The organism is Azotobacter salinestris, assembly GCF_009363155.1.
GTDB classification, from domain to species: Bacteria; Pseudomonadota; Gammaproteobacteria; order Pseudomonadales; family Pseudomonadaceae; genus Azotobacter; species Azotobacter salinestris.
On record NZ_CP045302.1, the window covers coordinates 1154692 to 1168233 of the forward strand.

At 62.3% G+C, this 13542-nt stretch carries 6 protein-coding genes; 2 read left to right on the forward strand and 4 right to left on the reverse strand.

What is annotated here, in order from left to right; translation table 11 throughout:
* Window positions 1–62: 62 nt before the first annotated feature.
* The 4 genes from GCU53_RS05470 to GCU53_RS05485 form a co-directional block, all read right to left on the reverse strand.
* Complete coding sequence (locus GCU53_RS05470; RefSeq protein WP_208845447.1) at window positions 63–3335, reverse strand: hypothetical protein; 3273 nt, start codon at window positions 3333–3335, stop codon at window positions 63–65.
* A gap of 212 nt (window positions 3336–3547) precedes the next feature.
* Complete coding sequence (gene hrpA, locus GCU53_RS05475) at window positions 3548–7615, reverse strand: ATP-dependent RNA helicase HrpA (RefSeq protein WP_152386718.1); 4068 nt, start codon at window positions 7613–7615, stop codon at window positions 3548–3550.
* A 134-nt stretch (window positions 7616–7749) separates the two neighbouring features.
* A complete protein-coding gene (locus tag GCU53_RS05480) occupies window positions 7750–9129 on the reverse strand; it encodes an undecaprenyl-phosphate glucose phosphotransferase (RefSeq protein ID WP_152386719.1) in 1380 nt (459 codons plus the stop codon).
* A gap of 66 nt (window positions 9130–9195) precedes the next feature.
* Window positions 9196–10413, reverse strand: a complete 1218-nt coding sequence (locus GCU53_RS05485; RefSeq protein ID WP_152386720.1) for a glycosyltransferase — start codon at window positions 10411–10413, stop codon at window positions 9196–9198.
* 830 nt (window positions 10414–11243) lie between these two features.
* Between GCU53_RS05485 and GCU53_RS05490 the strand changes: the two genes are divergently transcribed.
* Window positions 11244–12281: an IS630 family transposase gene (locus tag GCU53_RS05490; RefSeq protein ID WP_152386602.1), complete on the forward strand. Its 1038-nt coding sequence runs from the start codon at window positions 11244–11246 to the stop codon at window positions 12279–12281.
* Between the two features lie 416 nt (window positions 12282–12697).
* Entirely contained in the window at window positions 12698–13531 is an 834-nt protein-coding gene (locus GCU53_RS05495; RefSeq protein WP_152386721.1) for a hypothetical protein, read from the forward strand.
* The last annotated feature ends 11 nt before the right edge of the window (window positions 13532–13542 follow it).

Sequence of the window (13542 nt, forward strand, 5' to 3'; positions counted from 1 at the left end):
CAAGGAGTCCCCCGGCTTAGCCGGGGGATTACCTTATTTATTTAAGCCCCTGAAGGGGGCTTTTAAAAAATGACTGTCAACTTTGACTCAGCCGCATGCCGCAACTTTATGAGTAACGTTTTGTCGCCGAGTCGCTTCCAGCCTTCGACGACGTCGTCACTATCGAGGTGGGCCACCTCCACAAGCGCCCGGCCGTCCACTACCACTCCGCGGGACGTGGGAAGGCCCACTACCATGAGCTGCGACGTGGCACCATCATAGAAACGGAGAGTCGCCGACAGATCCTCGGCCCCCCATGCCGCGTTCGACACGGCAGCGGCAGTGCTGAATTGGACGACCTTCCCCGCCCTTTGCAGCAAGACGGTCTGGACGTCGGTCGGGTAGCCCATGAGCATGATCGCTGGCTTAGCCACGAGCTCCGGGTTGATGTCCATGTTCTTGCCTGGGAAGTTCTCTCGTAGATCCCACACATCCGGATACCCACCCTTCGCAGGCTCTTCCGTACGCTGCTGGTACATCGCGCTGACCACGAGCCCTTCCGCCAGTTTCTGCCACGGGAAATTCAGCGATGGCCCAGCGGCCTCAAGCAGATCGAGAAGGAAGTACGCAAAGACCAAACCGTTCCACTGCACGGCTCGGCCGAACCACGGCATCAGGAACGACGTCGCACCGAATACCGGGACCGACGCATACGGCAGCATCGGACGCTCCGGATCGGTCCAAGCGGACAGGAAGGGAAGACCGGTGCGTGCCCAATACTCTGCCCGGCGCAAATACTCAGGGTTGCCTGTGAGCCGGTAGCCCTCAACAAAGGAGCCCACGCCGTAAGCCGAGGCGAGGACATCCGGACTGTGTACCGGTACCTCCCAAGTCTGGGCTGCGCGCGGCACGTTGAACTTTCCCATATACGTAAGGGCTCGCAACCCAGCGTCCAGCGCCCTAGCATCGCCAGTGAGCCGGGCATACCGCAGCAGCAGCTGGGCCGGCACTGCAGTCAGCCCTAGCCCTTCGGCACCTAGCTCTCCAAGCTGACGTCGCACAGAACTGTTACCCGGGTCGAACCGCCAGCTCCCGTCACTCTTCTGACCGGCCAGCAGAACTGCTATCTGTTTCTGCCAATGCGGCAGCGCACCCTCGAGATGTCCGAGATAGAACGGCGCATGGAACATCCTGATGCTCCCGCCCGAAAGATCGCCAAGAGCACCAGGACCGTTGAGGACAAGGACGTTGTCGACGAACTCCCGCACCCGGTCGAATGCTGCCTGCTGCTCAGCCGGGTTCGTGGCGAGCAAGCCGGCGATCTGAAGTACGGCAGCGTACGGCACGAACGGCTGAGGCTTCCCGCCATAAACGTGTGGCCATCCTTTTATGTCCGGCACCCAGTATGATGTGACATACGCATGCCGGATCAGCGCCAGCTCTTGCTCCCAGGAGAACGGCTTATCAGCCGGCTCTGGCAGGCCGTGTACTGCGTACCAATGGTCGATCGCCCGGAGCACATCACCGGTCACCTCGGCCACCAGTTCGGCCCGCACCTGCAGCGGACGGCCGGCCACCGCAGAATACGGCGCTGCAGTCGCCCACGGCGCATTTTCGTCAACGAGTTCAGGTATGTCTGGCACGAACAGCGTCAAGGCATGGTTGGCTTGCCCTTCAATCCAGTTGGGAGACGCGAACCGTGGTGTCGGATGCCGCCGATTACCGTCCCATGCTTGGTTGGTGTCCCACTGCAGCGAGACGAGCCCCCCGTCTTGCAGCACTGCCATCAAGGGGACTGTCACCTTGAAAGGACTCGGGGTTGAGCGCAGGTGGTGCGGCGGAAGCACGTCGAGCGTCCCTGAAGATCGCTCTCCGGCCACAAGCCACTCCAGCCCGGGGAAAAGAGCCATATCCTGTACACTGCCGAAGCTACGCTCACCGGCTGTGAGGGACGGCCCACGGAATGCCAGAAGGTCACTGTCGTGGTCTGGTGTCGCAGTGTACGATGCACGCACGAACACATCATCGGCACCGAGCGAATAGGACAGCTCCACGCTCCAACGGGTTCCAGCTGCGTCCTTGACCTCACCGTTCAGGATGACTTGGCTGCGGTTACCTGCAACCAAGCGTACTTTATCGGGAACCACTGGCAATAGCTCCGGCCCACTCGCTGTCTGAACGCAAATCCAGGTCAACGGCTGACTGCTGGCCAACAAACGCCACCTCTCACTAGCGCGCACGCCAAGCAGGGCTTGCGTGAATCCGCGACGACCGCTGAGGAAGACTATCCGCACATCTGCATTCTGCAGGTAGATGTGGCCACTACTGTCGCGGAACACCTTTACCCCACTGGGGGACCAGTCTTGCAAGAGCTTCGCATCAGGCACAGCGGGCACGACCGCGCCGAATCGAAAAGCCCCTCCTGGTGCAGCAAGGTCGATAGTCACAGCGCCTGGGACCGATTCTGACACCCGCGCAATCCAACTGAGCGTCACTTCCGCATTAGGGGCGAGCGCGGGTACGTTAGCCACAGTGTCACCAGCGGTCAACATAACTCCTTCAGGTAACGTGAGTTGCACCGGAAATGCTGCTGAGGCCTCGCCGCCGAGGTTTCTGACTGTCGTCGCCAACTCGAACTCCTCGCCCGGGCGTATGCTTCCCAACGAGAGCGTCGGAGTGGTTGCCGAGAGGCGGGCAGCGAGCCGCTCAATGCGTATGTAATCGATCTCCAACTCCGTCCCCTCACTTGAGCCGCCCGGTTCGATGTCAAGCCGGATCATCGTAACGGTACCCGTCATCCATTGTTGGTGAGCTGCACCCAGGTCAAGCATCAACTCGTGGAACTCACCATCCAACGGCAGATCCACCACGATCATCTTGTCCCCGGAAAGCTTCGGCGACTCCTCAGTCATAAAGTAGAGGGCAAACCGACGGCCGCCACCACCACTCCCCTTGGCACGCATCCGCAGCTGTCGGTCGCGCCGACCGATAAGTCGTACTGGTGGCACGGAGATGAATGGATCGAATCCGATTACCGTTGTGCGGAGCATCCCACCTGACACGATGAAAGGCGACATGCCGTTAATGGCCTGTCTTCCCTTTGCATCTCTGTTGGTGTTGAACTCCCAAGCTATGGCGACACCGGTCGACACAAGCGGTTGTGCGAAAAGACCGAGCTTCGAATCGAAGCTCCAGCTACCACTCTGTGCGCTTCCCTTAGTGCTTGGCGCGCCAAGGGACAGACTTGCGAAGAATCCATTGGTTAATGCGGTGAACAGGCCGGCACCAGACCAGCGAAGCACAGTGCGCCGGCTCAGTTGGTGGGACTCAGGGAGAGATTCTGACTTTCTGGACATAGGAGGATCTCCAATGACAGCTTCCTGTACTTCGCGCAGCCATAGCGACGGCGCGCTCCTGTAATACCAAGGTAGGTAGCGCATGAATGGCATGGATCGGACTGGCTCAAATAGCTTCGGCCGTCTTTGACACTGTGATCCCAGAGTCGTCCTACCCGAGCTTGCAGCCCATACCGGGTGGGCAACGCTCCGCTTGCCCACCCTGGATGGCATCAGGTTTCCACCAGACTCCACTGCTTGCTCAACCGCTTGTCCGACACCGGCACCTTGGTCCCCAGCTGCTGGGCGAACAGCGACACCCGGTATTCCTCCAGCATCCAGCGGTACAGGGTCAGGTTGGGGTCGCGCTTGCCTTCCTGGGCGTGCTTGGCGGCGCGGGCCTGGTACTGTTCCCAGAGGCCGGCGAGTTCGCCGGTCCAGACGCGGTCGCGCTGGAGCTGGCCGCCGACCTTGTCGAGGCGCTGCTCGATGGCTTTCAGATAGCGGGGATACTCGCGCAGCCATTCGGCCGGCGTGTCGCGGACGAAGCCGGGGTAGACGAGCCGGGCGAGCTGGGCCTTGATGTCGTTGAGGGCGACGGCCTGGGCCAGGTCGATGCGGCCCTTGAAGCGCTTCTGCAGGTCGTGGCGGAGCTTGAGGATTTCCAGCACCAGCTTCGCCAGGCGGCCGGCATGCTCGGCCCAGGCGCCACGCTTGCGCTCGGCCAGCGCGGCCAGCGCGACACCGTCGCGGGGCAGCTGCGGCTCGCCATCGAGGATGCAGGCGTCGAGACTGGCCAGCAGGATGTCCTCGATCAGGGCATCCGGCTTGCCCATGTCGCGATACAGCAAGCTGAGCTCGGTGAGACCCGGCAGCTTGCCGCGCAGCTGCTTGGCCGATTCGGCCAGTTGCTGCAGGAGCAGGCGCTGCAGGGCACGGCGGTGCTGGAAGTCGGCCTCAGCCTGGGTGGGGAAGCGGTTCTCCTTCACCGTGCAGCCCTCTTCCACCAGCGCCGGGAACACGGTCATGGACAGGCCGGCGATCTTCTGCTGGGTCTTTTCCGCCACCGGGGCGAAGGCCCTGGCCTCGACCGGAGCAGCCGCGGCCTTCTGCTGCGGGATAGCCAGGGCCGCCTGGCTGGCTTCGGCGAAGCGGGCAGTCAGCTCGGCCAGGTCACGGCCCTCGCCGAGGAACTTGCCGCGGGCATCGACCACTTCGATGTTCATCTTCAGGTGGCTTTCGAGCTGAGCGGCGGCCTCCATCCAGGCCTCTTCGGGCACGCGGGCGCCGGTCATGCGCGTCAGCTCGCGGCCCAGCGCCTCGGGCAAGGCGCCTTCGGCGAAGACCAGCTTGGCCAGCGCCGCCTTGACGAAGTCCGGCACCGGCACGAAGTTCTTGCGGATCGCTTTGGGCAGGTTGCGCACCAGAGCCACGCATTTGGCCTCCAAGAGGCCCGGCACCAGCCAGTCGAGGCGCTCGGCCGGCAGTTGCGGCAACAGCGGCGCCGGCACGCGGACGGTCACCCCGTCGCGCGGATGGCCCGGCTCGAAGTGGTAGGTCAGCGGCAGCTGCAGCTCGCCGAGGCGCAGGCTGTCCGGATACTGCGCGGCGGTGACCTCGCTGGCATCGCGGGCCAGCACGTCCTCCTCGCGCATCATCAACAGCTGCGGATCCTTCGCGCTCTCGCGCTTGTACCAGCTGTCGAAGCTGGAAGTCTGGTAGATGTCCGCCGGCAGACGCGCCTCGTAGTAGGCGAACAGGGTTTCCTCGTCGGCGAGAATGTCGCGCCGGCGCGCCTTGGCCTCCAGCTCGTCGAGCAGCTCCAGCAGCTCGCGGTTGGCGGTCAGGCATTTGGCGCGGCTGGCGATCTCGCCACGCACCAGAGCCTCGCGGATGAACAGCTCGCGGGCGATGAGCGGATCGACCGGCCCGTAGTGCACCGGGCGGCGGCCGACCACGATCAGCCCGTAAAGGGTGATCTGCTCGAAGGCGACGACCTGACCGCGCTTCTTCTCCCAGTGCGGCTCGAAGTGGTTCTTCTTGACCAGATGGCCGGCCAGCGGCTCGATCCACTCCGGGTCGATCTTCGCCACCATGCGGGCGAACAGCTTGGTGGTCTCGACCAGCTCGGCGGCCATCACCCAGGCCGGCTTCTTGCGGCCGATCACGCTGGAAGGATGGATCCAGAACCGCCGCTGGCGGGCGCCGAGGTAGTCGCCCTCCTCGGTCTTCTGGCCGACCTGGCTGAGCAGGCCGGAGAGGATCGCCTTGTGGATGGCGGCGTAGTTCCTGGCCTTCTGCGCGGCTTCGCTGGCCTCGACCTGCTGGCGGGCGATGGCGTTGACCTTGTTGTCCTTGGTCGGGGCGATCTGTCCGGTGGAAAAGCCTTCGGCGTTTTCCACCCTACGGGAGTCGGATTTTGCGTAGGGTGGATGGCCGGAGCCATCCACCGACTTTCCGGTGCCGAGCTTCAGCTCGCGGCAGATCAGGGTGAGCTGGCGGTGGGCGTCGCGCCACTCGCGCAGGCGCAGGTAGTTGAGGAAGTTCTTCCGGCACCAAGAACGCAGGGCATTGGCACCCAGCGCCTGGCGCTGCTCCTCGAAGCCGCGCCAGAGGTTGATCAGCGCGGCGAAGTCGGAGTCCGGGTCCTTCCACTGGGCATGGGCCTGGTCGGCGGCCTGCTGGCGGTCCGCCGGACGCTCGCGCACGTCCTGCACGGACAGCGCGCTGGCGACGATCAGCACTTCCTCCAGGCTGCCCTGGCGGGCGGCCTCCAGCAGCATGCGGCCGAGGCGCGGGTCCACCGGCAGGCGTGCCAGCTGGCGGCCGAGCAGGGTGAGCTGGCCCTCGCGGGTGACCGCGGAGAGCTCCTGCAGCAGGTTGAAGCCGTCGCTGATCGCCTTGCCGTCCGGCGGCTCGATGAAGGGGAAATCCTCGATGCTGCCCAGGCGCAGGTGGAGCATCTGCAGGATCACCGCGGCGAGGTTGGTGCGCAGGATCTCCGGATCGGTGAACTCCGGACGGGCGAGAAAATCCTCCTCGCTGTAGAGGCGCACACAGATGCCCGGCTCGACCCGCCCACAGCGGCCCTTGCGCTGGTTGGCGCTGGCCTGGGAGATGGCCTCGATGGGCAGGCGCTGGACCTTGGCGCGGTAGCTGTAGCGGCTGATCCGTGCGGTGCCGCTGTCGATCACGTAGCGGATGCCCGGCACGGTGAGCGAGGTTTCCGCGACGTTGGTCGCCAGGACGATCTTGCGTCCGGCCGCCGGGCGGAAGATCTTCTGCTGCTCGGCCGGGGTCAGGCGGGCGTAGAGCGGCAGGACCTCGGTGTGTTTCAGGTTGGCCTTGCGCAGCACCTCGGCGCAGTCGCGGATCTCGCGCTCGCCGGGGAGGAACACCAGCACGTCGCCGGGACGCTTGCCGACCGAGCGCTCGTGGGCGGCGATCTCGTCAAGGGCGGCGAGGATGCCCTGATCGACGGTCAGGTCGTCCTCGACCCGGTTGCCCTCCTCGTCCACTTCGGCAGCCAGCGGGCGGTACCAGGTTTCCACCGGGTAGGTGCGGCCGGACACCTCGACGATGGGCGCATCGCCGAAGTGCCTGGAGAAACGCTCCAGGTCGATGGTCGCCGAGGTAATGATGACCTTGAGATCGGGCCGGCGCGGCAGCAGGGTCTTCAGGTAGCCGAGCAGGAAGTCGATGTTCAGGCTGCGCTCATGGGCCTCGTCGACGATGATGGTGTCGTAGCGCTCCAGGTAGCGGTCGTGCTGGGTCTCGGCGAGCAGGATGCCGTCGGTCATCAGCTTGATCAGGCTGCGCTCGTTGGACTGGTCCTCGAAGCGCACCTGGTAGCCGACCAGCTCGCCCAAGGGCGAACCGATCTCCTCCGCCACCCGGGTGGCCACGCTGCGCGCGGCCAGGCGCCGCGGCTGGGTGTGGCCGATCAGCCCGTGCACGCCGCAACCGATCTCCAGGCAGATCTTCGGCAACTGGGTGGTCTTGCCAGAGCCGGTCTCGCCGGCGATCACCAGCACCTGGTGCTTCTCCAGCGCCGCCTTGATCTCCTCGCGCTTGGCGGCGATGGGCAGTTGATCGTCGTAGCGCAGCGCCGGCACGCTGGCCCGCCGCGCCTCGACCTTGGCGCAGGAGGCCTGGAAACGCTCCAGCCACTGCGCCTGCCTGGCTTCATCCGGCTTCTTGCGCAGCTCGTGGACTTGGCGGCGCAGGCGGTGACGGTCGGCGATCAGGGCGTGGTCGAGGTTGTGCAGCAGCTGGTCGAAGGCAGGTGTTGCGTCGGTCATGGACAGCCGTGGGCGATTGCGGGGAAAGGGCACGATTGTCGCAGATTTCGGCGAAAGGAGCCGCAAGCACGTGCGCTTCCGCACCGCCCCTGGAGCCGCCAGGGCCGGCAAGACTCGCTATATCGCAGCCGGACTCAATAGGCGTTCTTGTCCACGAATCCCTTGTACAGCGTAAGCCCGATGATCTTCAGATCCAGCCACAGCGACCAGTTGTCGATGTACCAGAGGTCGCACTCGACGCGTTTCTGCATCTTTTCCAGAACGTCGGTCTCGCCACGATAGCCGCTGACCTGCGCCCAGCCGGTAATGCCCGGCTTGACCTTGTGCCGCTGCATGTAGGACTCGACCAGGTCCTTGTAGTACTCGTTGTGCGCCAGCGCATGGGGGCGCGGCCCGACGATGGACATGCGCCCCTGAAGCACATTGAAGAACTGCGGCAGTTCGTCCAGGCTGGTCCGCCGCAGGAAGGCGCCCAGCGGCGTGACCCGGGCATCGTCGCGCGTGGCCTGGGTCACTTCGCCCTCCGCCTCCCTGTGCACCACCATCGTCCGGAACTTGTAGACCTTGAAGCGCTTGCCGTTGATACCGGTACGGTACTGCTTGAACAGCATCGGCCCGCGGGAAGTGAGCTTGACGGCCAGACCGATCGCCACGGCGAGAGGCAGAACCAGCAACACGATCGGAATGCCGAGCAGTAGATCCTCCAGCCGCTTGAACAGCCGTGCCGGACCATCCATGGGGCTGCAGCTCAGGTCCAGGGTGTAGAGACCGGCGATATGGCTGACCCTGTGATTGAGCAGGCGGATATCGCCCCATTCGGGAATGAAGCGCACCGCCGCCGTGTGGTGGCGCAGCGCATAGAGGATCGAACGGATGGCGCCCCCCTCACTCATGGGAAGGCAAAGCCAGACCTCGTGTACCGCATGCGCACTCACTTCGGCAGCCAGGCTTTCCAGCCAGCTCTCGTCATGGCGGAACGGCAGACTGTGGACCACCTTGAAGCCGTACTCCTCCAGTGCCCGACCGCTGCTCAGGCGCTCGGCGCCCTCTCCTCCCGACTCCACCAGCAGTACCGTTTTCAGGTTCCTGCCGGAGGCACGCAGGCGGCGCAGGACCAGAAAGACACAGAAACGCAGCAGCAGGCATGTACTCCAGCCGATCAGCAGCAGGCTGACGAACCAGAGTCGCGAATAGGTTTCCGACACCTTGAGCAGGAAGGAAAGCGAAAGCAAAGTGCCTGCCGCCGCGAGCCAGGCGATGCTCAACACACTCGACTGGCGCAGAAAGGGTCGACCCCGCTGGGAGCCATAGACGCCGCCCAGCGCCAGACAGAACACCACGACGATGCCCGTCAGGGAAGTCGCCGTGTTGTAGCGCCCCGGCATGTCGAAATCGCCAAAACGCAGGTAATACGCCGCAAATCCCGCGATGACGACAAGCAACAGATCCAGTAGCGCCACGAACAGCGGCACCGGATAACGCTCGGCAAAGGTGGGTTGATAAGCAGGAGTCAAGGGTATGTCCTTAGCGTCGGCAGCCCTGCTGGTTCGAAGGATGGACTCGAGTATGCTGGAAGTACGCTAGCCGACACACTCCTCCAGCAGCCTGGCATAGGCGGGCAGGCACACCGACTCCAGGTCGAAGCGATCCAGGACCGTCTGCCGGGCCGCGGCACGCATGTCATCGTAGCGCCCGGGATGGGCCAGTACGTCGCACACCCGCTCAGCCAGGCCCGCCACATCGAAGAAGTCCACCAGCAGCCCGTTCCTCCCGTCCTCGATCGCATCCAGCACAGGTGCGGTACGGGAGCCCACCACCAGCGCACCGGCACTCATGGCCTCCAGCATCGACCAGGACAGTACGAAGGGGTATGTCAGATACACATGACAACGGGTGATCTGCATCAACTGCAGGAAGACCTCGTACTGGATATTGCCGAGGAAAAACACGCGCTGCGGATCAAGCCGCCTGGCTACCTCCATCAGGTAGCGCTGACGGTAGGAGCCACTCTCGGGAGCGGCCCCATAGCTTACGCCGTCGCCGCCGACGATAAACACCTTGGCGTTCGGCCTGCGCGCCATGATCTCCGGTAGCGCCCGCATGAACATGTGGTATCCCCGTACAGGCTCCAGATTCCGTGCCACGAAGGTCAGCACCTCATCCCCCGGACGAATTTCCACCCCCCGGTCTGGCAAGGCGATCCTGGCCGAAGCATTCGGCCGGCACAGCCCGGTGTCGATGCCCTCGTGAATCACCCGCAACTTGTCGCCCACCCAGGAAGGCAACGTCGAGGCCTGCCAGGGAGTGGGCGACACGCCGTAGTCCATGGCCTCCATTGCCAGCAGCAGATTGGCATTCTTGCTCGCCAGGCGCGCCTGATCCTCAAGGCCCACAACGGGAAACTCCGGATCGAACCCCAGGTCCTGCCCTTCGAGACGGTAGTAATACTCCATCAGGCAGACCAGCTTCGCCTGCGGAAATACCGCCTTGACGAACAGTGCCTCTCCCCAGCCCGGATGCGCGAAGATCACGTCGGGCTCGAAGCCTGCAGCCTTCAAACGCTGCAAGGCCAGAGCACAGGCCTCGCCGCGAATGACCTTCGACTCGAACTCCTGTGCCCAGGAATGAACGCCCGGTGCATTCCCCCGGCCCAGCGCATAACCGAGCACACGCATACCCTCGATTCCCGCGACCTGCCCCGCCCCCAGGCCGACCACTTCGTGTCCGCCTGCCTGGCAAAAGCGCACAAAATGCTTGAACTGTCCCGGGAAATTCTGGTGCACAAAAAGAAGTTTCATTCGAATTCAAAACCGGCAAATAAACTTGGGAGTCGTGAGCGCTGGATGCAACACTATTATGAAAATTGAAAGAGCATATCATGCTGCAACGATACCTCCCTGTCACGCGCTCGTGGCGTCACAATATTTCGAGAATGCACAGTCCCATGCGACGAAACACTGAGACAGTCGCACCTCTTGCAGAAGGCTAACTTGTCGAAGCCCTGTCATGGCAATTGACGCAATACCAGTGGAACTGGCACGACCAGCCACCCAGCAGTACGGCATAAAGCGACAATGCGACGCTCGATCATCGCCGATATATTCCAATAGCCAAGGAGCCAATAACCACACGAAGTCAGCCTGCCGGATCGACATGCGAGAGATGTTCTCTCAAGAACATTGCCCCACTCGAACATTGTCATCCGCAGCCATCGGCCTTCAATGAGGCCCAGATAGTCTGGCAGGCATGAACGGCCATTTTCCGGAACCTTTCGGCCCGACAGACAGCGCAACACGATGAACACGTCAAGAGTGCAAATCGCCGCATGATCAGGGATGCATTCATGCCCCCTGAAGTCATACCGCACAGACACTCCGATACAAGCCCCCGCTGCTTCCGGAGCGCCACACGCATACTTCGCTCATGACAAGCCATCTCACTCAGCGAGCACCATGACATATCGCTCGACCAGGTTGTCGCACAAAGGCAGATTTCAGGCGTTATTCGCTGGAGCATCTGCGCACTGGCATCACCTCACCAAAGAGTCACGGCACCTCAAGGAAGATTGATCCGAATCATTGTTCGCGCCCTTATTAACGCGGCAATCAAATTCACGATATAAAGAGGCATGAAAAAGATCGATGCCCGAAAGCTCTCTCGAGAAACTCAGGACCAGATGCGGCGCCTGGCCATGAATCTGCGTGAGCAGCGCGAACTGACTTGGCAAGAGGTTGCCGACGCATTGGGCGTACATCTGAGTACCGTACTAGCCTGGTCCAAACGCTACAGCGAGCAAGGCAGCGAAGGTCTGAAATCCAGGACACGAGGTCGGCGCCAGGCAAGCGGACGGACCTTGACGCTCGCACAGGAGTGGCAGTTGCGCTCGATTCTGGTGGGCCAGACCCCGAACCAGTTGCAACTCGACTTTGCCCTGTGGAACCGCCGGGCCGTCATGCAGTTGATCAAGCACTTGTATGGCATCGAGATGCCGATCCGGACGGTGGGTCAGTACCTTCAGCGCTGGGGATATACCCCACAGCGGCCGACCCGGCAGGCGCTGGAACAGAACCCGGAGGCGGTCGAGCACTGGCTTGAAGAGACCTATCCGGCCATCGTGGCACGCGCCAAGGCCGAAAACGCGACGATCTACTGGGGCGATGAAACGGCCGTAGCTGAAGATGGGCATTGGATTCGAGGCTATGCGCCGGCAGGCGTCACGCCGGTGCTGGTGGCGCCGACTCGGCGTCATGGCCTGAGCATGGTCTCAGCGATCAGCAACCAGGGACTGGTACGGTTCGAGTTCCTGGAGGGGGCCATGAATACTGAGCGGATGATCGGTTTCATGTCGAGGCTGGTGGCGGACAGTGACAGGAAGATCTTTCTGATCCTGGACAACCTGCGTGTCCATCATGCGCGTCTGGTCAGGGAATGGCTCGAAGGGCACCAGGAAGAAATCGAAGCGTTCTACCTGCCACCCTATTCGCCTGAGTGTAATCCGGACGAGTATTTGAACCGCGACCTCAAGACACGCTTGCGCACCAGTGACCGGGCGCGAAACAAGTCGGAATTGCTGGAGAAGGCCGAGGCATTCATGAGCTGGTTGGCCAAAACCCCGGAGCGGGTAGTTGCCTATTTCCAGCATGCGTCGGTGCGTTATGCCACTTAGATTGGGTATTTGATTGCCGGGTTAATAATGGGCCTGCGCAAAGATAAATATTTCAATTGTTTTCAGAGCATCATCACTCGCCGACGCCCCGCTCATCGCCTGGCGACCACTTCGAGTATATGCAAAACGAGCCGGATCGAATCATGCTGCGCTCGTGCAGCGAACACCGGGGTATCCCACAAGAAAGGCAGCATTTGCGGCACGAACGTGCAAATGCGACCAACGCCTTCAAAAGGCCATCATTTCTATGCAATAATTAAAAGATAAATAGTACTAGACGTTTACAACGCCACCAAGATAGCATTGGCTAAGCTCCATGGAAGGGAATGGCTTTCAGCACGGAAGCGCTGCTTCTCCAGCACTGCAATCCGTGGCCGTCAGCTTCTTAACGGAATTGAAGAACGCCAGCGACCAGCATGAATAACCTCTCCTTGAAAGTATCGTCTCGCATCGTTGTATTAGACGTCGGCATGTACATCTTTCGCTACGTCTCCGACACACTCGCCGCCCCCAGAAACAGTAGCCTCAGCTTGCATCAGGCCCCCATCGGCAAGGGCGTGGTCGACTTCTTCCCTGCCAGCGGAGTCGTCCGCAACACGCTTACGACACCGGGCGACTGCGTGGTCGTGCGCATCAAGGGAGCACAAGCCAGCGTACTCGTCACCGAGTACCACCCTAAAGGCGAAAGCGCCGCCATCCAGCTTCGGATCGATCAAATCAGCACAGCGCCCTCCGGACCGAAAGCCATCGAACCGTCGTCAGCCCCCCCAACCCAAGCGGCCAGGCTCAAATTGCACGGGCATATCGAAACCCGTGGCGATGTCGTCGTCGAGGACGGTTGGCTCGGCACACCGGGCACTCCACTGCGACTCGAAGGCTTCACCATCGACTGGCAGGACCAGCCCCAGGACGTGAACCTCGCCTACCTCTGCCGCTCCGCCAAGGACAGCGAGCCCCAGGTCGCCCTTGCCGGCCAGTTCGTCGGCACCCGGCGCCAGGCGAAGCCCATCACGTCCGTGGCCTTTGCGCTTACCGGACAACACGCGGCGCATTACGAATTATCAGGACAGGTGGTCTTCGGAGGGCAGCCTCCGCTCGACATCATCCTCGACAAAGAATTGTCCGGTCCGAATGGAACGGAACAACTGGTCGCACTGCGACTTGTCATCACTCCCAAGGCTGCCCAGGTCTCTCCTCCTGCTTCCCCTTGGAGCGATACCGCAACTACGCAAATTTTCCGTAACAGCTAAGTAACGGTTCA